Annotated in this window: 18 protein-coding genes; 14 read left to right on the plus strand and 4 right to left on the minus strand. The window is 63.5% G+C overall.

Annotated elements, in window-relative coordinates; all coding sequences use genetic code 11:
• Positions 1–38: 38 nt before the first annotated feature.
• The gene (locus tag NKI37_RS11485; RefSeq protein ID WP_023689938.1) at positions 39–401 is read right to left on the minus strand and encodes a nuclear transport factor 2 family protein; all 363 of its coding nucleotides are present in this window, start codon (positions 399–401) and stop codon (positions 39–41) included.
• 113 nt (positions 402–514) lie between these two features.
• On the opposite strand from NKI37_RS11485, the gene xylA reads away from it, so the two are divergent.
• The gene (gene xylA, locus NKI37_RS11490) at positions 515–1,840 is read left to right on the plus strand and encodes a xylose isomerase (RefSeq protein WP_352790255.1); all 1,326 of its coding nucleotides are present in this window, start codon (positions 515–517) and stop codon (positions 1,838–1,840) included.
• 205 nt (positions 1,841–2,045) lie between these two features.
• Positions 2,046–2,249, plus strand: coding sequence for a hypothetical protein (locus NKI37_RS11495; RefSeq protein ID WP_352790252.1), 204 nt, complete (start codon positions 2,046–2,048; stop codon positions 2,247–2,249).
• A gap of 61 nt (positions 2,250–2,310) precedes the next feature.
• Here NKI37_RS11495 and NKI37_RS11500 read toward each other — a convergent pair whose 3' ends face one another.
• A complete protein-coding gene (locus NKI37_RS11500; RefSeq protein WP_023668864.1) occupies positions 2,311–3,291 on the minus strand; it encodes a GlxA family transcriptional regulator in 981 nt (326 codons plus the stop codon).
• 78 nt (positions 3,292–3,369) lie between these two features.
• Here NKI37_RS11500 and bcoG point away from each other — a divergent pair, with 78 nt between their 5' ends.
• The 7 genes from bcoG to NKI37_RS11535 all read left to right on the plus strand — a co-directional run bounded on the left by bcoG (position 3,370) and on the right by NKI37_RS11535 (position 11,118).
• Entirely contained in the window at positions 3,370–4,293 is a 924-nt protein-coding gene (bcoG, locus tag NKI37_RS11505; protein ID WP_023668863.1) for a 3-dehydrocarnitine:acetyl-CoA trimethylamine transferase BcoG, read from the plus strand.
• A gap of 13 nt (positions 4,294–4,306) precedes the next feature.
• Positions 4,307–4,930: an HD domain-containing protein gene (locus NKI37_RS11510; protein ID WP_352790250.1), complete on the plus strand. Its 624-nt coding sequence runs from the start codon at positions 4,307–4,309 to the stop codon at positions 4,928–4,930.
• Between the two features lie 2 nt (positions 4,931–4,932).
• Positions 4,933–6,027: a carnitine 3-dehydrogenase gene (locus NKI37_RS11515; protein ID WP_023742555.1), complete on the plus strand. Its 1,095-nt coding sequence runs from the start codon at positions 4,933–4,935 to the stop codon at positions 6,025–6,027.
• 5 nt (positions 6,028–6,032) lie between these two features.
• Positions 6,033–7,196 (plus strand): acyl-CoA dehydrogenase family protein, encoded by a 1,164-nt coding sequence (locus NKI37_RS11520; RefSeq protein ID WP_023668860.1) that lies wholly within the window; start codon positions 6,033–6,035, stop codon positions 7,194–7,196.
• Positions 7,197–7,199: 3 nt separating this feature from the next.
• The gene (locus tag NKI37_RS11525; protein WP_023738059.1) at positions 7,200–9,278 is read left to right on the plus strand and encodes an acetate--CoA ligase family protein; all 2,079 of its coding nucleotides are present in this window, start codon (positions 7,200–7,202) and stop codon (positions 9,276–9,278) included.
• Positions 9,271–10,053 (plus strand): carnitinyl-CoA dehydratase, encoded by a 783-nt coding sequence (locus tag NKI37_RS11530; RefSeq protein ID WP_023696923.1) that lies wholly within the window; start codon positions 9,271–9,273, stop codon positions 10,051–10,053. Before NKI37_RS11525 ends, NKI37_RS11530 begins: the two co-directional genes overlap by 8 nt.
• Positions 10,054–10,176: 123 nt before the next feature.
• Positions 10,177–11,118 (plus strand): alpha/beta hydrolase, encoded by a 942-nt coding sequence (locus NKI37_RS11535; protein WP_352790246.1) that lies wholly within the window; start codon positions 10,177–10,179, stop codon positions 11,116–11,118.
• Between the two features lie 6 nt (positions 11,119–11,124).
• Here the strand turns inward: NKI37_RS11535 and NKI37_RS11540 are convergent, their stop codons facing one another.
• Together NKI37_RS11540 and NKI37_RS11545 are read right to left on the minus strand one after the other, a co-directional pair.
• Complete coding sequence (locus tag NKI37_RS11540) at positions 11,125–11,988, minus strand: hypothetical protein (RefSeq protein ID WP_352790244.1); 864 nt, start codon at positions 11,986–11,988, stop codon at positions 11,125–11,127.
• A 6-nt stretch (positions 11,989–11,994) separates the two neighbouring features.
• Entirely contained in the window at positions 11,995–13,587 is a 1,593-nt protein-coding gene (locus NKI37_RS11545; RefSeq protein WP_352790241.1) for an ABC transporter substrate-binding protein, read from the minus strand.
• A 202-nt stretch (positions 13,588–13,789) separates the two neighbouring features.
• On the opposite strand from NKI37_RS11545, the gene NKI37_RS11550 reads away from it, so the two are divergent.
• The 5 genes from NKI37_RS11550 (at position 13,790) to NKI37_RS11570 (ending at position 23,868) form a co-directional block, all read left to right on the plus strand.
• Entirely contained in the window at positions 13,790–16,045 is a 2,256-nt protein-coding gene (locus NKI37_RS11550; protein WP_031193739.1) for a hypothetical protein, read from the plus strand.
• 10 nt (positions 16,046–16,055) lie between these two features.
• On the plus strand, positions 16,056–19,913 hold the full coding sequence (locus tag NKI37_RS11555) for a DUF7929 domain-containing protein (protein WP_352790238.1): 3,858 nt from the start codon (positions 16,056–16,058) through the stop codon (positions 19,911–19,913).
• Between the two features lie 303 nt (positions 19,914–20,216).
• Positions 20,217–20,894 (plus strand): ribulose-phosphate 3-epimerase, encoded by a 678-nt coding sequence (rpe, locus tag NKI37_RS11560; RefSeq protein WP_352790235.1) that lies wholly within the window; start codon positions 20,217–20,219, stop codon positions 20,892–20,894.
• Between the two features lie 494 nt (positions 20,895–21,388).
• Positions 21,389–22,126, plus strand: coding sequence for a GntR family transcriptional regulator (locus NKI37_RS11565; RefSeq protein WP_023694237.1), 738 nt, complete (start codon positions 21,389–21,391; stop codon positions 22,124–22,126).
• A gap of 230 nt (positions 22,127–22,356) precedes the next feature.
• A complete protein-coding gene (locus NKI37_RS11570; RefSeq protein ID WP_352790232.1) occupies positions 22,357–23,868 on the plus strand; it encodes a malonate--CoA ligase in 1,512 nt (503 codons plus the stop codon).
• Positions 23,869–23,872 lie beyond the last annotated feature (4 nt).

The following is a 23,872-nucleotide window of genomic DNA, read 5'->3' on the forward strand; positions in this document are numbered from 1 at the left end:
CAGGGCAGAGGGGGGTGTCTCGCGCCACCCTTAATCGATCACTGCGCCGGCACCTTGTCCAGAAACCCGGTGACGCTCTTCAGGCGCCCATTTTCGATAACACCGATATCGGTGCCTTCGATAACCGACGGCACGCCTTCCGGCCCAAGATTCCACGAGAAGCGGATGCGGTCGCCAAACCCGTCCGGCGTACCCTTCAGCGAGAACCGGAAGCCGGCGAAGCGCTGCTGTACGCCGTCGATCAGCCCAGCAACGCCGGCGTGGCCGTCGCCCTGCATGAGCGGATCGCGGTAGCTGACGTCTTCGGTGAAGGTGGCCTTGAGCAGTTCGGCACGGCGATCCGCATCGGCCTCGTTCCAGGCGGTGATGTAGTTCTGGGCGATCGTATTGAGGTCGGTCATGGTCTGTCTCCTTCGTTGAGTGGCTTTGACACGAGGCTTTTCACCCCAAGCGAGAGCGAAACCAATTACGCCTGAGGTAATCAGGGTGAACTATTCGAGAGAGGACAGAAATCATGAGCAGCGGATTTTTCGGCGACATCAAAGCGATCAAGTATGAGGGGCCGGATTCCACCAATCCGCTGGCCTACCGCTTCTACAATCCCGACGAGGTGGTGGCCGGCAAACGGCTGGAAGACCATCTGCGCTTCGCCGTCGCCTACTGGCATTCTTTCGCCTGGCCGGGCGGCGATCCCTTTGGCGGCCAGACCTTCGACCGGCCCTGGTTTCCCAAGGCTGGCGGCGTCGACACGATGGAACTGGCCAAGCTGAAAGCCGACGTCGCCTTCGAGATGTTCTCGCTGCTCGGCGCGCCCTATTTCTGCTTCCACGACGCCGACGTGCGGCCGGAAGGCAAGGATTTCTCCGAAAGTGCCGCGCGGCTCGACGAGATCGCCGACTATTTTGCCGCCAAGATGAAGAAGACCGGCGTCAAACTGCTCTGGGGCACGGCCAACCTGTTCTCCAACCGCCGCTTCATGTCGGGCGCCGCCACCAATCCCGATCCGGATGTCTTCGCCTATGCGGCGGCGACGGTGAAAAGCTGCATCGACGTCACGAAGCGGCTGAAGGGCGAGAATTATGTACTGTGGGGCGGGCGCGAGGGCTATGAAACGCTGCTCAACACTGATCTTGCTCGCGAGCAGGAGCAGGCCGGGCGCTTCCTCAGTCTCGTCGTCGACTACAAGCACAAGATCGGCTTCAAAGGCACGATCCTGATCGAGCCGAAGCCGCAGGAGCCGACCAAGCATCAGTACGACTACGACGTTGCCACGGTCTACGGTTTCCTCAAGCGCTTCGGGCTGGAGAAGGAAGTGAAGCTGAACATCGAGCAGGGCCACGCGATTCTTGCCGGCCATTCCTTTGAGCACGAGCTGGCGCTGGCCAATGCGCTCGGCGTCTTCGGCTCGATCGACATGAACCGCAACGACTACCAGTCGGGCTGGGACACCGACCAGTTCCCCAACAATGTGCCGGAGATGGCGCTGGCCTATTACCAGGTGTTGCAGGCCGGCGGCTTCAAGACCGGCGGCACCAATTTCGACGCCAAGCTGCGCCGCCAGTCGCTCGACCCGCAGGACCTGCTGATCGGCCATATCGGCGGCATGGATTCCTGCGCACGAGGTCTCAAGGCAGCCGCCAAGATGGTCGAGGGCAAGGCGCTGTCGGGTCCGCTGGCCGAGCGCTATGCCGGTTGGAACACGGCCGAGGGCAAGGCGATACTGTCGGGCAAGCGCTCGCTGGAAGACATCGCCGAGCGCGTGGTGAAGAAGAAGATCGAGCCGCAGCCACGCTCCGGCCGCCAGGAGTTGCTGGAAAACATCGTCAACCGCTACGTCTGAGGGCGGAAAGCCGATTCGTTGTGCTCAAGGGTGGCTGGATAACATTCCGGCCGCCCCGGAATGGGGTTTGCGCAAGACCCTATCCGACGACAAGGGTTTGCCCTTTGGCGCCCCTCAATGACCTCGCTCTTGCCTTCAAACTGCCGTCACGTATCTCGTATAAGGATGCGGTTGTGGCGGGTGAAAAGGAAGGAGGCGAACCGATATGCAGCATGAACGCGAAATCGACGCCCTGCTCTCATCCGGCGAGACCGGATCGATCATCGAGCGGCTGATGGCGCTGCCGCGGCCGACCGACAGCGTGAAAAACGAATGGGATCGTGCTGTCAGCAGCCGATTTGAAGTCCGTCTGGCGAGGCAGATGCGCTCGCAGATGGACGCCGGCAGCGATCGACAGAACGCAGCCTGATCTCCCTTTGTCTGTGCATGTCGTAATCCCAAAACCGCGACACACTTTTGGGCGACATGCATCAACCTCGGCGCAGCCTGACCGGGGCTTCGCCGAACGCTCTTGAAAACGCTCTGGAAAATGCCGCGGCGGACGAGAACCCCGTCCGCCCGGCAATATCCGCCATGGCGATCCGCGTGTCGACCACCAGCCGCCGCGCCGCGCCCAGCCGCAGCCTGAGATAATATGCGCCCGGCGTCTCGCCGATCGACTTGCGAAAAATGCTCTCCAATGTCCGCGCCGTCACCCCGGCGCGTTTTGCCACCGCGTCGATGGTCAGCGGCTGGTCGACATGCGATTCCATCAGCCGGATAGCCTGCGCCAGACGCGGGTCGTAGCCGTCGAGCCGGCCGAGCGAGACCAGCGGCTGCGCGTCGGTCGCGGCGCGCGCCTGGTCGTAGATGAAGACGCTGGCGACATCGAGCGCGACGGCCATGCCGAGCCGGGTGCGGATCAGATGCAGCATCAGGTCGAAGGTCGGCGACGCCCCGCCCGAGGTGAACACCGGTCCGTCGATGACGTAGCGGTCCGGACGCACGTCGACGCCGGGAAAGGCGGAGGAAAAATCCTCCATGTCTTCCCAATGGGTGGTGGCGCTGCGGCCTTCGAGGAGGCCGGCGCGCGCCACCAGCCATGTGCCGGCCTCGACGCCGCCGCAGGCGCGAGCCGCGCGGGCCGCTCGCCGTAATCCGGAAAGCAGAGCCGATGTCGCGTAATTCTGGGTGCCGAAGCCGGCGACGACGACAAGCACGTCGGTCGGCTCGGCCGCATCGAAGCGGCCCCTGACCGCCACCGGCAGGCCGCATGTGGTGACCGGCGCCTCGCCGGTGACCGAGACCAGTTTGAAATCGAACAGCGTCTCGCCTGAGATGCGGTTGGCGGCGCGCAGCGGGTCGACGGTCGACGCCACGCACATGATGGACGAGCCTGAAAAAACCAGCAGCGTCACCTTGAGCGGCGATCGCTCAGCGCGAAAGATGGTCGGTTTTTCGCTTTTGATCACGAGAGCTTCGTAAATTGCAAAACAGTTTCCGGCAAGTCGGTCATTGTTAGGGTCTGTTTCTATGGGGAGGAGATGTCCATGCCGCTCGCGATGAACCGTGAGGTTTTCATTACCTGTGCCGTGACCGGGTCCGGCGGCTCGCAGGACCGCTCCCCGCATGTGCCACGCTCGCCCAAGCAGATCGCCGATTCGGCGATCGATGCGGCCAAGGCCGGTGCCGCCATCGTCCACTGCCATGTCCGCGACCCCGAGACCGGCAAGCCGCGCCGCGATGTCCATCTCTACCGCGAAGTGACGGACCGCATCCGCGCGGCAGAAGTCGATGTGATCCTGAACCTGACCGCCGGGATGGGCGGCGACATGGTGTTCGGCTCACCGGAAGCGCCGCTGCCGCTCAATGAAAAAGGCACCGACATGGGCGGCGCCACCAACCGCATGGAACATGTGCGCCAGTGCCTGCCGGAAATCTGCACGCTGGATTGCGGCACCATGAACTTCGCCGAGGCCGATTATGTCATGACCAACACGCCCGGCATGCTGCGCGCAATGGGCGGCATGATGACGGCGCTCGGCGTCAAGCCGGAGATCGAAGCCTTCGATACCGGCCACCTCTGGTTCGCCAAGCAGCTGGTCGAAGAAAAGGTCTTGAATCCCGACGCGCTGGTGCAGCTCTGCATGGGTGTGCCGTGGGGGGCGCCGGACGACCTCAACACCTTCATGGCCATGGTTAACAACGTGCCGTCGACCTGGAACTGGTCGGCCTTCGCCATCGGCCGCAACCAGATGGCCTATGCAGCCGCTGCAGTGCTCGCCGGCGGCAATGTCCGCGTCGGTCTCGAAGACAATCTCTGGCTCGACAAGGGCGTGCTGGCCACCAATGCGCAGCTGGTCGAGCGCGCCGCCAGCATCGTCACCAATCTCGGCGCCAGGATTTTGGGGCCGGAGGAAGTGCGCAGGAAGCTCAACCTGACCAAGCGGGCGCCGATCGCAGCGGCTGCTTAAGCGGAGGTTGACGATGGCTACCGTCAAATTCACCGCGATGAAGGATGGCGACAGGCAAGACTACGAGTTCCTGACCGCCCATGAGATCGACTATGCCGCCAAGACCGGCGAGCGGCTGCTCGACGCTTTGGTGCAGCTCGACGAAGGCCTGTCCGGCTACAAGGTCACCCGGCTCGGCCATTCGCTGCAGGCGACGACTCGTGCCTGGCGCGACGGCGCCGACACCGACTGGATCGCCTGCGCGCTGCTGCACGACATCGGCGACATCTACGCTCCCTACAATCACGACGAGTACGCCGCTTCGATCCTGAAACCTTTCGTGCGCGAACAATGCACCTGGGTGGTGGAAAAGCATGGCGACTTCCAGCGGCTCTATTACGCGCATCATCTCGGCGGCAACCGCCATGCTCGCGACCGCTTCGCCGGCCATGCCTATTTCGACGATTGCGACCAGTTCTGCGAACGCTGGGACCAGTCGAGCTTCGACCCGGACTACGACACGCTGCCGATCGCATTCTTCCGCCAGTTTGTGCTCGAAGTCTTCGCCCGCAAGACCTACGACCCCTCCGTGATCCGCGTCGGCGAGCGCGTGCCTCTCATCGACCCTCAAACCGCCAAGACAAGAACCGGAGCCTGACCATGAGCATCATCAACAAGGCAGCCGCCATTGGCGGCGGTGTCATCGGCGCCGGCTGGGTGGCGCGGCTGCTGCTCAACGGCATCGACGTGTCGATCTTCGATCCGGACCCGGAAGCGTCGCGCAAGGTCTCGGAAGTGATGAAGGGCGCGCGCCGCGCCTACAGGCAGATGGTTCCCGGCGGCCTGCCCAGGGAAGGCAGACTGACCTTTGCCAAGACCATCGCCGAGGCGGTGGCCGACGCCGATTTCATCCAGGAGAGCGTGCCGGAGCGGCTCGACCTCAAACACCGCGTACTGGCCGAGATCGATCTCTACGCGCCGGCCAACGCCATTGTCGGCTCGTCCACCTCGGGCATCAAGCCGACCGACATGCAGGTGGCGATGAAGAAGCATCCGGAGCGTCTGGTTGTCGGACATCCCTTCAACCCGGTCTACCTGCTGCCGCTGGTCGAGATCGTCGGCGGCGAACAGACCTTTCCAGAGGCGATCGAGGTCGCAAAGGAGATCTATGCATCGATCGGCATGAAGCCGGTGGTGATCCGCAAGGAGATCGAGGCCTTTGTCGGCGACCGCCTGCTCGAAGCGGCCTGGCGCGAGGCGCTGTGGCTGATCAAGGACGGCATCTGCACGGTCGAGGAACTCGACGACATCATGCGCTATGGCTTCGGCCTGCGCTGGGCGCAGATGGGCATGTTCCAGGTCTATCGCGTCGCCGGCGGCGAAGCCGGCATGCGCCACTTCATGGCGCAGTTCGGGCCGTGCCTGAAATGGCCGTGGACCAAGCTTATGGACGTGCCGGAGTTCAACGACGAGCTGGTCGATCTTATCGCCACCCAGTCGGACGACCAGGCGCACGGCCTGTCGATCCGCGAACTGGAAAAGATCCGCGACGACAATCTGGTCGCGATCATGGATGCTCTGTCGAAACAGAACAAAGGCAAGGGCTGGGGCGCCGGCGCCTTGCACAAGGACTATACCAGGCAATTGGCCAAGCTGGCGGCGAAGAAGCCGGCCGCATCCAGGGCCGCCGAGAAGTCCAAGGCATCCAAGCCGGTGAAGAAGGCGGAAAAACCGAAGAAAAAGAAGAAGGGCTGAAGACCATGGATTTCGGGCTGTCGGAGGAACAGAAGCTCATTGTCGAGACGACGCGCGCTTTCGTCGAGAATGAGCTTTACCCGCATGAACGCGAGGTCGAGCGCACCGGCGTGCTGCGCCGCGAGTTGATCGAGGAGATCAAGGTCAAGGCAATCGAAGCCGGGCTCTATGCGGCCAACATGCCGGCCGATGTCGGTGGCGCCGGCCTCGATACGGTGACTTGGCTGCTCTACGAGAAGGAACTCGGCCGCGCCAACTATGCGCTGCACTGGACCTGCGTCGCGCGCCCCTCCAACATCCTGCTCGCCGGCACGCCCGAGCAGCGCGAAAAGTACCTGTTCCCGTGCATCCGCGGCGAGAAGTGGGACTGCCTGGCGATGACCGAGCCCGGCGCCGGCTCCGATTTGCGCGGCATGAAGGCGTCAGCCGTGCAGGACGGCGACGACTGGGTGCTCAATGGCACCAAGCATTTCATCAGCCACGCCGATCTTGCCGATTTCGCAATTAGTTTCATGGCTTCGGGCGAGGAAGAAACGCCGCGCGGCAAGCGCAAGAAGATCACCGCCTTCTTCGTCGACAAGGGCACCAAGGGGTTCACCGTGCGCGACGGCTACCGCAACGTCTCGCATCGCGGCTACACCAACGCCATCCTCGAATTCGACGATTGCCGCCTGCCGGCAAGCCAGGTGCTGGGTGAGGTCCACAAGGGCTTCGACGTCGCCAATTCCTGGCTCGGCGCCACGCGCCTGCAGGTCGGCGCCACCTGTCTCGGCCGCGCCGAGCGGGCACTCGGCCACGCCATCGAATATTCGGCGCAACGCCAGCAGTTCGGCCAGCAGATCGGCAAGTTCCAGGGCGTGTCGTTCAAGCTCGCCGACATGGCGACGGAACTGAAGGCGGCGGACCTGATGGTGTTCGAAGCCGGCTGGAAGTACGATCAGGGCACCGTCACCGACCAGGACATGGCCATGGCGAAGCTGAAGGCTACCGAAATGCTCGCCTTCGTTGCCGACGAAGCCATCCAGATCCATGGTGGCATGGGGCTGATGGACGACCTGCCGCTGGAACGCATCTGGCGCGACGCCCGCGTCGAGCGCATCTGGGAAGGGACGTCGGAAATCCAGCGCCACATCATTTCGCGGGCGCTGCTGCGCCCGTTCGGGGCATAAACCATGCATAAGCTTGAACGTCTCCTGCGTCCAAAATCCATCGCCGTGTTCGGCGGGGCGCAGGCCGCTGCCGTCGTCGCGCAATCGATCAAGATGGGCTTTGCCGGCGAAATCTGGCCGGTGCATCCGAACAAGGACGAGGTCGCCGGCCGCAAGGCCTATCGCTCGGTCGCCGACCTTCCCGACGCGCCGGACGCTGCCTTTGTCGGCGTCAACCGGCATCTCACCATCGAGGTAATCAAGGCGCTGGCTGAGCGCGGCGCCGGCGGCGCCGTCTGTTTTGCCGCGGGCTTTCTCGAGACCGAGGCCTATGACGATGACGGCGAGCGGCTGCAGGCCGAACTGGTGGCTGCCGCGGGCCAGATGCCGATCATCGGCCCGAACTGCTACGGCCTGATCAACTATGCCGATGGCGCGCTGCTATGGCCCGACCAGCATGGCGGCATCAGGCTGCCCGAAGGCGCCAAGGGCGTCGCCATCATCACCCAGTCCTCCAACATCGCCATCAACATGACGATGCAGAAGCGCGGCCTGCCGATCGCCTTCCTGATGACCGCCGGCAACCAGGCGCAGACCGGCCTGTCGGAAATGGCGCTCGGCCTGATCGAGGATGAGCGCGTCACCTCGCTCGGCCTGCACATCGAAGCCTTCGATTCGGTAGCCGGCTTCGAGAAGCTGGCGGCGCGCGCGCGCGAATTGAAGAAGCCGATCATCGCCATGAAGGTCGGTCGCTCCGAACAGGCGCGGCAGGCGACGGTCTCGCACACGGCATCGCTGGCCGGTTCGGACGCTGCCTCGGGCGCCTTCCTGCGGCGGCTCGGCATTGCGCGCGTCGATTCTATCCCCGCCTTCATCGAGGCGTTGAAGCTTCTACATGTCACCGGGCCGCTGCCCGGCTACCGCCTGTCCTCGATGAGCTGCTCCGGCGGCGAAGCCTCCGTCATGGCCGACAGCGCCGAAGGGCGCTGGGTCAATTTCCCGGAGCTCACCAGCAAGCACCGCGCCCATGTCAAATCGACGCTCGGGCCGCTGGTCGCCGTCGCCAACCCGTTGGACTATCACACCTTCATCTGGAACAACGAGCCGGCGATGACCGCCACCTTCACCGCCATGGTGTCGGGTGGTTTCGACCTCAACATGCTGGTGCTCGATTTCCCGCGCCCCGACCGCTGCTCGGTCACCGACTGGTGGGCGACGCTGCGCGCCTTCGAATCGGCGCTGAAGACCAACAAGGCGCATGGTGCGATCGTCTCCTCGCTGCCGGAGAACCTGCCGGAGGAATACACCGCCGAGCTGATGGCGCGCGGCATGGTGCCGTTGTTCGGTATTTCCGAGGCCATGGATGCCGCAGGCGCGGCGGCCTTCATCGGCTGGGCCTGGGCCGAGCCGCAGGCGCAGCCGATCGACACATCGGCTGCCGGTGCTGCCGGCGGCGATCATGCCACCCCTGACGAGGCCGAAGCCAAGGCGCGGCTGATCAAGGCCGGCTTGCCGGTGCCGAAGGCAGAACGTGCCGCTAACGCTGTCGAGGCCGTCATCTCATCCATGGCGCTCGGCTTCCCGGTGGCGCTGAAGGCGCTCGGCGTCACCCATAAGTCGGAAGTCGGCGCGGTGCGGCTCAATCTGAAAGACGCCGAATCGGTCAGCACGGCCGCGCATGATCTGCTGCCGCTCGGCACCGGCCTCTATGTCGAACGCATGGTGCGCGACGGCGTTGCCGAGTTGATCGTCGGCTTCACCCGCGATCCGATGTTCGGCGCGGTCATGACACTGGGCACCGGCGGCGTGTTGGTCGAACTGTTGCGCGACAGCGTTACGCTCATGCTGCCGGCGACGCGCGACGACATCGAGGCCGCCCTGCGTGGCCTCAAACTGTTTCCGCTGCTCGACGGCTATCGTGGCCGGCCCAAGGCCGATATCGGCGCTGCCATCGACGCCATCGCGGGCATTGCCGGCTTCGTGCAGACGAATGCCGGAGAGATCGAGGAACTCGACATCAACCCGCTGATCGTCTGCGCCGAGGGCAAGGGCGCCTGGATCGCCGACGCGCTGCTGGTGCTGGGAGACAAGAAGAATGTCTGACGTCATTTCGACTCGCCGCGAGGGCACCATCCTCGAGGTCACGCTCGACCGGCCCAAGGCCAACGCCATCGACCTGAAAACGTCGCGGCTGATGGGCGAGACCTTCAAGGCGTTCCGCGACGATCCGGAACTGCGCGTCGCCATCGTCAAGACCGCCGGCGACAAGTTCTTCTGCGCCGGCTGGGATTTGAAGGCAGCAGCCGGTGGCGATGCGGTCGACGGCGACTATGGCGTCGGCGGCTTTGCCGGCCTGCAGGAGCTGCGCGACATGAACAAGCCGGTGATCGCCTGCGTCAACGGCATGGCGGTGGGCGGCGGCTTCGAATTGGCGCTGTCCTGCGACCTCATCTTCGCCTCGGATCATTCCTCCTTCGCGCTGCCCGAAATCCGCGCCGGCACGCTGGCGGATGCCGCGACGATCAAGTTGCCGAAGCGCATTCCCTATCACGTCGCCATGGACCTCTTGCTCACCGGCCGCTGGATGGATGTAGCGGAAGCGCATCGCTGGGGCCTGGTCAACGAAGTGTTGCCCAAGGAAAAGCTTGAAGACCGCGTCTGGGAGGTCGCAAGGCTACTGGCCAGCGGCCCGCCGCTGGTGTTTGCCGCGATCAAGGAGACGGCGCGGGTGGCCGAGGCGCTGACCTTCCAGGATGCCATGAACCGCGTGACGCGCCGGCAACTGGCGACGGTCGATGCGCTTTATGGCTCCGAGGACGGTATGGAAGGGTTCCGGGCGTTTGCGGAGAAGCGCGACCCGGTGTGGAAGGGGAAGTAGCCTCTTTACCCTCCCCTCGATGGGGAGGGTCGGACCGAAGGTCCGGGGTGGGGTGATGCGCCACCACCCTCACCCGCCGCTTCGCGGCGACCTCCCCCATCAAGGGGGAGGTAAAGGAGCTGCATGACCGACTACAAAACCCTCATCGATGCCGAGACCTGGGCCTTCATCGAGCGGACCAATTCCTATTACCCGCCCGATACGATCGACTACACCATCGCCCAGCAGCGTGCGATTTATGACCGGATGTGCCGCGAGTTCTTTGCCGGCTATCCTAATGGTGTGACGGCGGAAACGACTTTCATTGCCAACCGATCACACGACATCCCGATCCGCATCTATCGCAGCGCTACCCCGAACACGGCGGCGATGGTGCTCTACATCCATGGCGGGGGTTTCATCCTCGGCGGCCTAGACAGCCATGACGATGTCTGCGCCGAGCTCTGCGCCCGCACCGGTTACGAGGTGGGTTCCATCGATTACCGGCTGGCGCCGGAGCATTTGCACCCGGCCGCTTTCGACGATGCTTTACGTGCCTTCGAATGGGCAGCCAAAACCTACGACCGCCCTATTCTGCTGTGCGGCGACAGCGCCGGCGGCAATCTCTGCGCGGCTGTTGCTCACGCAACGCGTGGCCATGCCAAAAAGCTGATCGGCCAGGTGCTGATCTATCCGGGCCTCGGCGGCGACCGTTCGAAGGGCTCGTATGTCACGCACGCCGAAGCACCGATGTTGACCATGCGCGATCTCGAATTCTACAAGCACATCCGCACCGGCGGCGCTGACGGTACTGGTGACATCACCTTGTCGCCGCTCGCCGACACCGATTTCACCAAACTGCCGCCAACCGTGCTGATCACCGCGCAATGCGACCCGCTGTCGTCCGACGGCGAGGCCTACCGCGACCGCATCCTTACCGCAGGCGGACACGCCAGCTGGTCCGAGGAGCCGGGGCTGGTGCATGGCTATCTCCGGGCCAGGCACACGGTCGGCCGGGCCCGCGCCTCCTTCAGCCGCATTGTCGAGGCGGTTTCCGTGCTGGGCAAAGGCGACTGGATCTGGTGATCCGGCTCAACCGCGGACAAAGGCGATCAGTTCCTCAGCCATGCGATCGTTGAATTCCTGACGAAAGCGATTCTTCTTCAGCCATTCAGGGTTTGAGCCGACGGTCTTGTTGGCATCCACGACAACGCCTTTGCCATCGACAATGAAATAGTCGATGGCGCCGAAGTCCAGGTTGAGCCGCTGCCGCACCGCCAGCACTTCCTGCGGCACGGCGCCGCCCACCTCATTGCTCAGGATTTTTGAGCCGGCGCACAACACATCGTCGTAGACCTGCCGCATGTTGACCTCGGCACCGAGCAGGAACATGTAGCGGTGCTTGACGATGGGCAGGTCGAGCGTATCGAAAGCGAACTTTTCCACCATCAGGCGATTGTTGCGCCATACATCCCGCGGAACCTCGCCGATCGTCTGGTAGACCTTATAGGGCGGGCACAGGCGGTCCTTGTAGCCGGGTTCGAAGAGCTTGCGGATGGCATGCGCGCTCCTGGTCAGGCCGTTGCGATGCTGCCACCAGCGCTGCTCTGGTCGGCCCCTGGAGTTGAGGACCGTCTTGACGACAACCGGCCCCTCGTGGCTGTCGCCTGCCTCCAGCTTCAGTGTCGAATAAAGGTGCCGGTGGATGGACAGCGCGCGGCCATTGATGGTGCGGTCGTAGAGGTGGCCGAGCCCGCGGTACGTTGGCGGCACGACTGTCAGGTCGACATGCAGAAAGGCCACCGGCGCCCGATCTCGGCCGGCTGGCCGGTCGAGCAGGCGCACTTTCAATCCAGCCTGTTCCAGGTAAGGCAGCAACTGCGCGATGCTATAGCTCCGCACCAGTCGGAAATTGCGCAGGCTCTCCACATAGACATCGAGATCGGCGGCAGACACCGAACGCTATTCCTTGATATCGACGCCCGAGAAATCATGGTGATCAAAGGGGTCCATGACATAGCCCGTCACCTGTTCGCGCATCGGCATCGAGATCACGGAGTGGGCGATAGCGACCCACGGCATCTGCTCCCTGAAGATCGTTTGCGCCTGCGAATAGAGTTTTGCGCGGGCAGCGGGATCGACGATCCCGGCTGCCTGCTTGAGCAGATCGTCGAAGGCCGGAAAACACCAGTTGGCACGATTGGTGGTGCCGACGCCGGCACAGCCAAGCGGCACCGACAGGAAGTTGTCGGGGTCGCCATTGTCGCCGGTGAAGCCGAACAGCATGGCGCCGTCGCGGTCGCGTGACTTTGAGCGGGCAAGGTATTCAGTCCACTCATACGTCACGACTTCCACGGTGACACCGATCTTTGCCAGGTCGGACTGGATCATTTCGGCCATACGCTGCGCATTCGGGTTATACGGACGCTGCACCGGCATCGCCCAGATCTTCATGTGCAGGTCCTTGATGCCTGCATCGGCGAGCCCCTGCCTGCCGGCAGCGGGATCGAAGACATGATCGGGGCTCGTCTTGTCATAGGCCCAGGACGTCGGCGGCAGCGGATTGCGTGCGACTTCACCGGTGCCGCGGAACACGACGTCGACCAGCGCCTGGGTGTCGATGGCCATGGCGATCGCCTTCCTCACCTTTGGATCGTCGAAGGGCTTCTGCAAAGTGTTGAAGGCGAGGTATCCTGTATTGAGGCCCTCCTGCCGCATGACCTTGATGCCGGGTGTCGCCTTGATCGCCTCCAGGTCGGCCGGATTTGGATAGGGCATCAGGTCGCATTCGCCGGCGCGCAGCTTTTCCATGCGAATGCTGGCATCGGCGGTGATGGCGAAGACGAGATCGTCGATCTTCGGCTTGCCGCGCCAGTAGTCCGGATTGGCCTTGTAACGGATGACCGCATCCTGCTGGTAGTCGACAAGCTGGAACGGACCCGTCCCGACCGGCTTCAGCGCCAGGTCGAGCAGCCGCTTCTCGGCGACGAGCTTATCGGCATATTCCCTGGAAACGACCGAAGCGAAATCCATCGCCAGGTCGGCAAGCATCGGCGAATGCGGCGCCTTCAGCGTCATCACGACGGTATGGTCGTCAAGCTTGCGCCAGCCGGCGACAAGATCCGGCATGCCGATGCCGTCGAAGTAAATGTACTGGCGTTTGGCATAATTGTTGAACGGGTTCTGAGCGTTGGCCTGACGGTCGAAGGTGAACAGCACGTCGTCGGCGTCGAAGTCGCGGCTCGGCGTAAAGCCCTCGACGCTGTGGAATTTCACACCGTGCCGCAGGTGGAATGTGTAGGTGAGGCCGTCGTCGGAAATCTCCCAGCTTTCGGCAAGGCCGGGGCGTACCTTCGTGGTGCCGGGCTCGAACTCGACCATGCGGTTGTAGAGAGCGGTGGCCGAGGCGTCGCGGGCGCCGGAGGCGAGTGCGGGATCAAACGTGTCCGGACTGACCTCGGTGCAGTAGATCAAGGTCTTGGCCACGGATTGATGGACCGGCAACGCACATGGAAAAAGCGCCGCCAGGAACAGAACGAAGTGCCTGCGTGTCATGATCCCCCCAGGGTTGGGAAGACGCTAGCAGAAGCCGGCACTGACGGTAAGTAAGCCGGCCGGTCTTTCGCGCGCCAAGACTGTTTTCCACCTTGAGTTGACACAAGGAATTAGCCGCGCCTCTGTGAAATGGCGGACAGACCCGGCCGCCGTTTTGCATGAACCTTTCCGCTTCAGCCTGCGACTGACGACCAGGCGCCGCATGGTGCGGGCCGGAAAGGATGCCCCCATGACCAGGACCCCAGAGGCTCCACGGTCTCCGGGACCAACGCAAGCTCAGCGAGACCACCGCCTTCGGGATGGAGTCGATGCGCTGGGCTTTCGGCTGATTCCGTTGACCCTGCGCAGGAGCAGGCGTATCGTGAAGATGAGGAAAGCAGACAATTCGATCAGGGACGAACGTGCCGGAACGCCGCGCCTTGCCCTGTTTCGCGCGGCCGGACCGGATGTTCCTCCCGAAAACTTCGGGGGGAGTTTTATGTCCTGCGATCGCGGCGCGTCCATGTCGTCTCCAAGCGGCGGTTTGCGCCGTTCGCTCCATCTGGCCGGCGGTTTGCTTGCCCTGGCGCTGAGCGCCGCGCTCTGGTTGGGCACAGCCGCCCAAGCGCAGGAAACCCAGATCATCTATCCCGGCTCGATGGCGGTCACTGGATTTTCCGGCACCGTCATTCCCAATTTCGACTCTGCCGATTCCGAAAGGGGGGGGCTGCCGCCCGGCGTCGACCCGGTCGACGAAACCTTCATCGACACGACGCGCGCCACCTTGCGCGTCTTCGACGTTTCGGCGCTCGGCGGACCGGCTTCCGGCCAGCTCGTCTACACGCCGCCGCCTTTCGAGGTGACGGCCGAACAGATCGGCCAGGTATTCGCCATCACCTATGATGACGGTGTGCGCGACGGCGTTCCCTCGGGCGTCCCCAACCTCTATGCCGGCGCTACCTCGCTGCACGGCATCCGTATCGTCACCCCGGACGAAGATGCCGACGGTCGGCCCGAGCGACAGCGCCGCGGAACCGCAGGCGCCGTCTTCATGGACGGCCAGTTCGGCACCGAAAGCGGTGGCGGTCCGGGCACGATCTGGAAGATCGACGGCATCACCGGCGCGGTCTCCAAATTCGCCGACATTGACACCAACAGCGGTTCCGGCATCGGCGACATCAGCTTCGACAGCAATCACCGCGAGTTCTTCGCCAGCGATCTCGACACCGGCCTCATCCACCGCCTCGATGCCAACGGCACGCTGATCGACACATTCGATCACGGCGTTGCCGGGCGGCCGGCGCATGGGCTGGCTCCCGTCGCCGATGACGGTGCGGTGATGGACATACAGGGTGCTGCCTTCGACTCGGAAGACCCCGACACATGGGGCTACACGCAGGACGAACGCCGCGTCTGGTCCGTCGCCTATCATGGCGGCCGGCTCTATTATTCGGTCGGCGAAAAGGCCGAGATCTGGTCGGTTGGCATTGCCCGCGATGGCAGCTTTGCCGGTGATCCGCGCTGGGAGCTGACGGTCAAGGCCGACAAGGACTACGCCGTCACCGACATCGCCTTCGACAACCAGGGCTTCATGTATCTGGCGCAGCGCGGCCCGGTCGAGAATCGCTACGATTACAGCCAGTTCGCCGATTCCGGCAAGGGCGAGGTCATCCGCTACTGGCGCGAAAACCCGGACGATCCGGCGACGGAATCGGTCTGGGTGGAAGAGCCGCAGGAATATGCAGTCGGCTTCCCGCAAGGCAACCGGCAGTCGGCCGGTGGGCTCGACCTGCAATATGGCTATGACGCCGACGGCAATCTCGACACCGGCGTGTGCACCGACACGCTGGTCAACACCGGCGACAAGCTGCGCGACAACCCGACACTTGCCGACCAGCTCGCCGCCGGCGGGCCGCTTGCCGTGCACGGCGTGCAGATCACGCCGACGCCGTTGGTCAAGCCGGCCAACGTGCCGCCTTTCGGCTCGTGGTTCGTCGACTTCGACGGCTATTTCGAAGACCCAGAAGTGGAAGGCCATGTCGGCGACGTCGAGGTCTGGCACCCCTGCGACGGCCGTGCCGGCTATTATGAAGAGATCCCAGGCGGTTATCTGCCGCCGTTCTATCCGCCGGGCTTCCCACCGCCCGGCGATCTGCCTCCGTGCATCGATGTCGAGGATGTTCAGTTCTACTGCACGCCTCGCGGCCTCCAGGCCGACCTCTATCTCCATGACCATGCCGGCTTTGGCGGCGATTCGATCAAGGTCCAGTCCATGACACCAGGCGTCGGGGTGACATCACCCCAGTCGCATGCTCCCGGTAAGCCTTACACGGTCGACATCACCGGCCATTCTCCGGGCGACAGAGTCGATGTTGGACTTTGCTTCTACAGGCAGTCCGACAAGGACAAGGGTGGCTACTACCCTTGCTGCAAGATGACTTTGCCGCTCAGAACCCCAGCCGTCAGCTGCGAACGTTGAGGAGGGGAAGATGAAAAATCTCGCACTTTCCCCGACCGCGAACAGCAGTCAATCCAACGTCATGGAGACCATCATGAAACCCCTGTCATATGCCAGGCGCGGCGCGCGCTGGCTGATGGCGGCCGGTATCGCGGTCGCCATGTTCACCCCTGTGGCAAGCCACGCCGAAGATGCAGTCCCGATCACTCCGGAACTGCGGCTCGACCTCGACAATTCAAAAATCGTCAATCCGAGGCCGGAACGGATCGTGCCGTTCTTCACCAAAACAGGCACACAGAGGAGCTGCGACTACGTCGTCTACTCCCTGAGCTTTGGCCTGCGCGGCGACTCGCAAGGCTTTGCCGACCCAAGCTTTTCGGCCAGGCTGAAGAAACTCCAACTCGACTTCAAGGATCAGCTTCCGCACGGTCTTGCGATCGTCAACGTCAACGTGTCCGGCGACGGCACGGATGCGTCTGGCGGACCGCTGCCGGGTGCGACAATCAGCACCTCGGCTAATCCGAACGATACGGCAACGGTTTCCGATTTCCGGATTTCCACCACCGATCTCGACGGCGCTGGGGCTGGCAATGAACGCGTCATCAATTTCAAGATCACCGCCAAGATCGACCATGCGGCGTTTCCTTCGCCGACCATCGTCGACAACCAGGGCATGATCAAGGTGACGCCGGGCGTCGGCACGGGGGCCATCATCCCGTCGCAGGATCCGGGCAAGCCCGACGACGGCGACTACAAGACCGGGGCCAAGACCTCGATCAAGATCGACCTCACCAACTGTGACAAGCGGCCTCCGCCTCCCGACCGGGAATGTTTCAAGGTGGAGCGCGGCACGGTCGATTGCGTGCAAGGCGGCGGCGCGTTCATCTACCACATGCCTGTCGGCCCGGAGATGGGCGGCAAATGGGTGCAGGTATCGACGACGACCCCAGGCATCACCATCATCCCCGACACGCAATTGGTGCCGGCGGGCGGCGGTGTGCTGAACTGGAAGATCGTCGGTGCATCGCCCGGCGACGTCATCCACCTCATCGTCACCGGCATCGAGACCTATGCCGGCCCGAAGGAGGGTTGGGGACTATGCTGCACGCAGACCATCGACATCGTCATCCCGCGTGACTTGAGATGTCCCCCCAAGGACAAGGAACCGGACCTCAAGGTCGAGAAACGAGCCGACGTGACGCGTTGCACGATGGGCGGCGGCTGCGACTTCACCATCAAGGTCACCAATGTCGGCGACGGGCCGTATCACGGCAAGATCGTGCTCGACGAGGTGACGCTGCCGGCCGGCTCGACTCTGGATTCAGGGCCCAACCCGCCCTGGGTATGCATGCCCGGCGTGACCCCGATGACGTGCACCTATCCGGTGACCACGCTCAATCCGGGGGCCTCCATCAACCTCAAGCTCGGCTTCAAGCCGGCGGGTGGTTGGCAAGGCAGCGCGTTGCGCAACTGCGCCACCTATAATTACGGCGCCAGCGGCAAGCCGCTTTTCGGCAGCCAGCAGAACGATCGCGGCTGTGCCTCGATCCCGATCTGCCGGCGTGGCGACCGCGACCGCGATTGCCGGCCCCCGGTCGACAAGAAGGTCGACTTGATCCTGAAGAAGCGTGCCCGCATCCCGGTCTGCACGCCCGACGGCATCTGCTACTTCGTGATCGACATCATCAACAATGGCAGCGTCCCCTATAATGGGCCGTTGACGGTTGTCGACAATTACCCGGGCGGCGCGCCGGCCTCTTCGACCTTCGGCCCGTCTCCGCCCTGGACATGCGGACCGAACGGTCCCGGCCAGTTCCGCTGCGACAATGCAGGCATCGTGCTGATGCCGGGCGCATCGACGCCGATCGTCGTCAGGGCGGTCATGCCGGCCGGCTACCAGTCGGATTCGGTCGAGAACTGCGCGGCGCTGAAGCCCGTCTCCGGTGAGGTCGACCTCACCAACAACAAGGCCTGCGCCAAGGAACGCTTCCGTCATCCCAATGGCGGCAAGCCGACCCTACGCATCACCAAGGTCTGCAATGGCTCGCTCGCCGGTGCGGCGGTGGTTTCCTGCCGCATCACCGTCATCAGCCTTGGCACCTCTGCCCCCACCGGTCCGGTGCGGGTCAACGATGCTGCCACGCTGATATCGGGTGGCGCGCCGGTCCAGATCCAGACCGTCACACCCGACGGTGCGGAATGGGCCTGCGGAGCGGTTCCGGCCAATGCGCTGTCATGCCAGATACCCGGCGCCGCGATGACGCCCGGAACCTCCAGGCACTTCGACGTGACGGTCTTGGCCAATGGCGCGTTCGAGAACTGCGCACGCGGCTCATACGGCCCGGCCCCTGGAGACGACGTCGTCTACCCGATCGGCCAGGCCTGCGCCAAGGGCGGCGGCACGTCCACCATCAGCGTCAAGAAGACCGGCGATGCCGAGTGCCAGCCGGGGCAACCCTGCTCGTTCGAGATCACCATCACCAATGATGGCCAGACCGCCTTCTCCGGTCCGGTCCGCATCGGCGATGCGATCGGGGTGGACGGCCTGGGGCGGCTGCAAGGCGTCGCGATCACCTCGATCGAACCGCCCTTTGGCTGCTCGCCCGAACCGACGACCTTGCCGTTGACCTGCATTGCCAACCTGACGCTCGGCGCCGGGGAAAGCCATGTGCACAAGGTCACCGTGGTCCTTCCCGACGCTCCCCTGGTCAATCTGCGGGGCAACGTCAGCGGCCAGAACTGCGTCGGCGTCTTGTCTCCCGACACCAGGGTGCAAGGCGGCGGCGACGTACTGCCCGGCGACCTGACCAACGTCCAGGGCGATCGCGGCAAGGCCTATGCCTGCCATCCGTTCACCATCAAGCGCGAGGTGAAGAAGGAATGCTCGCCAGGCTTCGTCATGAACGATGCCGGCCGGTGCGTGTGTCCGGAAGGCACGACGTTCCGCAACGGCCAGTGCTCGCCCGACGGCGGCGTCATCATCCAGCCGAAGGATCCGAGGCCCTGCGTGCTGCTCAAGGGCCAGATCCGCACCGAGGATGGACGCTGTGTCTGCCCGCGCGGAACCGAGCTTGAGAACGGCGCTTGCGTCAAGACCGACAAGCCTGGCTGCACCATCCCCGGTTCGGTCCCGACGTCGGACGGCAATGGCTGCTACTGCCCGGAAGGTACGCATCTCGACCGACAGGCAAATGCCTGCGTGCGCGACAAGCAGAAGCCTCAGGAGTGCGGCATACGCGGCCAGGTTCATGACGCCGATGGCGATTGTGTCTGCCCGCGTGGGACAGAGGTGCGCAATGGAGCCTGCCGGCCGATCCGGCCAAAGCCTGAACAATGCTCGATCCGTGGTCAGATCCAAAACGCCAATGGCGATTGCGTCTGCCCGGACGGCACAGAAGTCAGGGGCAAGGTCTGCCGGCCGATCCGGCCGAAGCCCGAGCAGTGCTCGATCCGCGGCCAGGTCCACGACGCCAACGGCAATTGTGTCTGCCCGCGGGGTACCGAGGTGCAAGGCAATGCCTGCCGGCAGAAGAAGCCTGTGCTGGAACAGTGCGACATACGCGGCCAGGTGCACAACAAGCGCGGCGAGTGTGTTTGCCCGCGCGGCACCCAGGTGATCGACGGCGCATGCCGCAAGCCGAGGCCGCAGGTGGGAGACTGCGCCCCGGGCTCGCAGATGGTCGGCGGCCAGTGCGTGCCGATCATCAGGCGGCGCTGCCCCGAAGGCACCGTTGGTCGGTTCCCGAACTGCAGAGCCATCCGGCAGCAGCCGTCGCTCGATCCGACCCTGTTGCTCAATCCAGGTGTCCTTCAGCAGTTCATACCGAAGCGCACGCCGCAGACGCAGGTACAGCCGCAAAGGGATCCGGCGGCCAACTTCAAGCCATAGGATCTGGATACGAGTCAAAATTCAGAGCCCCGTCGGAGCGATCCGGCGGGGTTTTCCTTGGGCGCGCTGCGGCGATCGGGCGGCCAGGTATTCGCCGAACCCGCTGCCGGGCGCAGCAAATACCGACTTTCCCTTTTCGGGATCATGGTCTAGAGCAGTTCATCGTTTCGTGGAAACGCCGAACCGCTCTATCTCTTTGTTTTCACGCAATTCCGGACGGAAAGCCGTTCCCACTTTTCCTGGAATTGCTCTAGCAGTCGTCAAGGCCGCGCCCGCAAACAGGGCGCCCAAAGGGGCCGCATCATGAGCAGGAAGACCCTGATCGCGCCATCGGTGCTGGCGTCGGATTTCTCGAAGCTCGGCGACGAGGTCGAGGCGGTGGCGGCGGCCGGCGCCGACTGGATTCATCTCGACGTGATGGACGGGCATTTCGTGCCCAACATCACCTTCGGCCCGCCGGTGATCAAGGCCATCCGCAACCGCACCAAGGCCTTTTTCGACTGCCATTTGATGATTGCGCCGGCCGATCCTTATCTGGCCGCCTTTGCCGATGCCGGCTGCGACGGCATGACCGTGCATGCCGAGGCCGGACCGCATCTCGACCGCTCGCTTCAGACCATCAAGGATCTCGGCACGAAGGCCGGCGTATCGCTCAATCCGGCGACGCCGGAAAGTGCGATCGAATATGTGCTCGACCGGCTTGACCTGATCCTGATCATGACCGTCAATCCGGGCTTTGGCGGCCAGGCCTTCATCCCGGCCATGGTCGACAAGGTCAAGCGGGTGAAAGCGCTGATCGGCAACCGGCCGATTCGCATCGAGATCGACGGCGGCGTGTCGCCGGAAACCGCCCACCTGGTCACATCAGCCGGTGCCGATGTGCTGGTGGCGGGCGCCGCCATCTTCAAGGGCGGCAGCGTCGAAGCCTACCGGGCCAATATAGAAGCCATCCGAACCGCGGCCGACCGGGCTGCCGGCTGACATCAGTTCCAGGGCAAGTTCCCGGCTGGTCGGTTCTCCTCGGCCTGATCTCCCTGCCTGATCCTTCGATCTCCCAAAAAGCCGTCAACGGGTGGCAGCCACAAGGGCATCGCGGCACGCGACAGGATCGCGGCATCCGGCACTAGTTTTGGCCCATAAACCTAGTGGATAGCTGCCGAAGGGATCTGCATGCGGGGAGAGGTCAATCCGGCGGCATGACGCGCGTTAAGAAAAAATTATCCGTATTCGGGATCTCGAAGCTGTTTCTCGAGGGCACCTGCCATGCTGGCAGACAAACTTTCTTCAGAAGAACAAGTTTTTCACGATTTTAGTTACTTCCGGCGGATAAGATGCAGTCAACCTTCCTCTTTAAGTCGAATATCGTGATCTTTCGCTTGAGGGGCGGATGCCTTAGGAGTTACAGTAAATTTACAGGGGAAATCGTTTGCTTCGCGAACGGGCTAGCGGAGCATGGGAGAGCTACAGGAGTCATATTGACCTACGGATCTGCCGATGTGAGCGAAGGCGCGGGACCCAAGAGCACACTCGCTAGTACGGTCTATCAACAGCTTCGCGACGATCTCCTGCGCGGCGTGTTTGAAAGTGAAAGCAAGCTTCGTGTCGAATGGGTGGTTTCCCGTTACGGCGCCGGCGCCTCACCGGTTCGCGAGGCCCTCAACCGACTTGCTTCGGAAGGCCTGCTCGGCCGCCACGACCAGCGCGGTTTCTTCATCATGCCGGTCAGTGCCCCGGAACTTGAGGAATTGACGCGCACCCGCTGCTGGCTGGAAGAGCGGGCGCTGCGTGAATCCATTGCCAACCGCACCGGCGAATGGGAAGAGCAGCTCGTGCTGGCCTTGCATCGCCTGGCGCGTGCCCCGCGCCGCTTGCCGGAGGACCCGTCCTCGAACAATCCGGAATGGGAAAAGCTGCACCGCGCCTTCCATAGGGCACTGATCGCAGGCTGCCGATCGCATTGGCTGACCGGCTTTTGCGACCAGCTTTCGGATCAGGCCTCCCGTTACCGGCTGATCTCCCAGGACGGCAGCGAGCGCGACGAAATCAGTGAACATCGGCTGATTGCGGAGCGCACGGTGGATGGCGATGCCGACGGCGCCGTTGAAGCCCTCCTCAACCACTACCGTCTGACGGCAGCCATGTGCATGGAGCGCTTCAACGACAGCGGCGATCCACGCGTGAGCGCCACCAAGGCGCTGCGCAGCCGCAGATAGAAGCGCTTCCGGTCCGCTATCCAAAATCCGCCCGCTATCCAAAATCGCCCGTTATCCAAGTCCGCTTGCCTTCATCTGATCGGCGGCAAACCCGATTTCACGTTTTTGCCGGACGGAGGCGAAATCGTTTCCTTTGTTCCAAAGCCATCCGGCTCTAAATCAAAGGGATAGAGCATGATGTCCTCCGAAAACCGCTTCACACTTTTCGGCATCATCTCTAGGGAATGCGCATGACCAATCACCTGTTCGACGCGTTCCGCAGCCGGATTTCAGCCTCCGAGCGCATCCTGATCGCGACCGATGACGGACGCGCGATCGCCTATGGCGACATGCTGGCGCAATCGGCACAGCTGGCACATGCGCTGAGGCATTTCGGCGTCGAGCCGGGCGACCGCGTTGCCGTGCAGGTCGAAAAAAGCCCTGAATGCATTTTCCTTTACCTCGCCTGCCTGCGCGCCGGCGCGGTCTTCCTGCCGCTCAACACCGCCTACACGCTGGCCGAACTCGGCTATTTCTTCGGTGATGCCGAGCCGCGGCTGGTCGTCTGCGACCCGGCCCGCGCCGGCGCTATCGCGCCGTTGGCGCAGGCGTCGGGTGCTGCCACCTTCACGCTTGGCAGCAATGGTGAGGGCTCGCTGACCGAACTGGCGGCACAACAGCCCACGGATTTCGACGCCGTGGCGCGCGGGCCGGACGATCTGGCCGCAATCCTTTACACATCCGGCACCACCGGACGCTCCAAGGGCGCCATGCTCAGCCATGAAAACCTGGCCTCCAATGCGCGCGTGCTGGTCGAGCAATGGCGTTTCACCGGGGATGACGTGCTGATCCACGCGTTGCCGATCTTCCATACGCACGGCTTGTTCGTCGCCACCAACGTCACCCTGATGGCCGGCGCCTCGATGCTGTTCGAGCGGAAATTCGACGCCGGCCGCATCGTCTCGCTCTTGCCCCGCGCGACAGTGATGATGGGGGTGCCGACCTTCTATACCAGGCTCCTGCAGCAGGACGGGCTGGATGCCCAGGCGGCGAAGAACATCCGCCTGTTCGTTTCCGGCTCGGCGCCGCTGCTCGCCGAAACGCACAAGGCCTGGCGCGAGCGCACCGGCCACGCCATTCTCGAGCGCTACGGCATGACCGAGACCAACATGAACACGTCGAACCCCTATGAGGGCGAGCGTCGGGCCGGCACGGTCGGCTTCCCGCTGCCCGGCGTTTCGCTGCGCATGGCCGACCCTGACAGCGGCGATGCGCTTGGCCAGGGTGAAGTCGGCATGATCGAGGTCAAAGGTCCGAATGTCTTTTCCGGCTATTGGCGCATGCCGGAAAAAACCAAGGCGGAGTTTCGCAAGGACGGCTTCTTCATCACCGGCGACCTCGGCATCATCGACGCGGACGGCTACGTCCACATCGTCGGCCGCGGCAAGGATCTCATTATCTCCGGCGGCTACAACATCTATCCCAAGGAGATCGAGAGCGAGATCGACGCCGTTGCCGGCGTCTTGGAAAGTGCCGTCATCGGAATTGCCCATCCCGATTTCGGCGAAGGCGTCACCGCTGTCGTGGTGCGGGCGCCGGCATCGCAGATCACCGGGGCCGAGATCGTTGGCGCCATTGCCGGCCAGCTGGCCAAATACAAGCACCCGAAGCAGGTGATCTTCGTCGATGAGCTGCCGCGCAACACGATGGGCAAGGTGCAGAAGAACCTGCTGCGCGAGACCTACAAGGGTCTCTACGGCTAATCCA

The sequence above is a fragment of the Mesorhizobium sp. M0626 genome (assembly GCF_040320665.1).
GTDB lineage: Bacteria > Pseudomonadota > Alphaproteobacteria > Rhizobiales > Rhizobiaceae > Mesorhizobium.

Excerpts from the sequence above, each read along its gene's own strand:
- NKI37_RS11495 (WP_352790252.1), top strand. The coding sequence starts at position 2,046 with ATGCAGCATGAACGCGAAATCGACGCCCTGCTCTCATCCGGCGAGACC.
- NKI37_RS11515 (WP_023742555.1), top strand. The coding sequence starts at position 4,933 with ATGAGCATCATCAACAAGGCAGCCGCCATTGGCGGCGGTGTCATCGGC.
- NKI37_RS11530 (WP_023696923.1), top strand. The coding sequence starts at position 9,271 with ATGTCTGACGTCATTTCGACTCGCCGCGAGGGCACCATCCTCGAGGTC.
- NKI37_RS11510 (WP_352790250.1), top strand. The coding sequence starts at position 4,307 with ATGGCTACCGTCAAATTCACCGCGATGAAGGATGGCGACAGGCAAGAC.
- NKI37_RS11520 (WP_023668860.1), top strand. The coding sequence starts at position 6,033 with ATGGATTTCGGGCTGTCGGAGGAACAGAAGCTCATTGTCGAGACGACG.
- rpe (WP_352790235.1), top strand. The coding sequence starts at position 20,217 with ATGAGCAGGAAGACCCTGATCGCGCCATCGGTGCTGGCGTCGGATTTC.
- NKI37_RS11555 (WP_352790238.1), top strand. The coding sequence starts at position 16,056 with ATGAAAAATCTCGCACTTTCCCCGACCGCGAACAGCAGTCAATCCAAC.
- bcoG (WP_023668863.1), top strand. The coding sequence starts at position 3,370 with ATGCCGCTCGCGATGAACCGTGAGGTTTTCATTACCTGTGCCGTGACC.
- xylA (WP_352790255.1), top strand. The coding sequence starts at position 515 with ATGAGCAGCGGATTTTTCGGCGACATCAAAGCGATCAAGTATGAGGGG.
- NKI37_RS11570 (WP_352790232.1), top strand. The coding sequence starts at position 22,357 with ATGACCAATCACCTGTTCGACGCGTTCCGCAGCCGGATTTCAGCCTCC.
- NKI37_RS11485 (WP_023689938.1), bottom strand. The coding sequence starts at position 401 with ATGACCGACCTCAATACGATCGCCCAGAACTACATCACCGCCTGGAAC.
- NKI37_RS11535 (WP_352790246.1), top strand. The coding sequence starts at position 10,177 with ATGACCGACTACAAAACCCTCATCGATGCCGAGACCTGGGCCTTCATC.
- NKI37_RS11550 (WP_031193739.1), top strand. The coding sequence starts at position 13,790 with ATGGTGCGGGCCGGAAAGGATGCCCCCATGACCAGGACCCCAGAGGCT.
- NKI37_RS11525 (WP_023738059.1), top strand. The coding sequence starts at position 7,200 with ATGCATAAGCTTGAACGTCTCCTGCGTCCAAAATCCATCGCCGTGTTC.
- NKI37_RS11545 (WP_352790241.1), bottom strand. The coding sequence starts at position 13,587 with ATGACACGCAGGCACTTCGTTCTGTTCCTGGCGGCGCTTTTTCCATGT.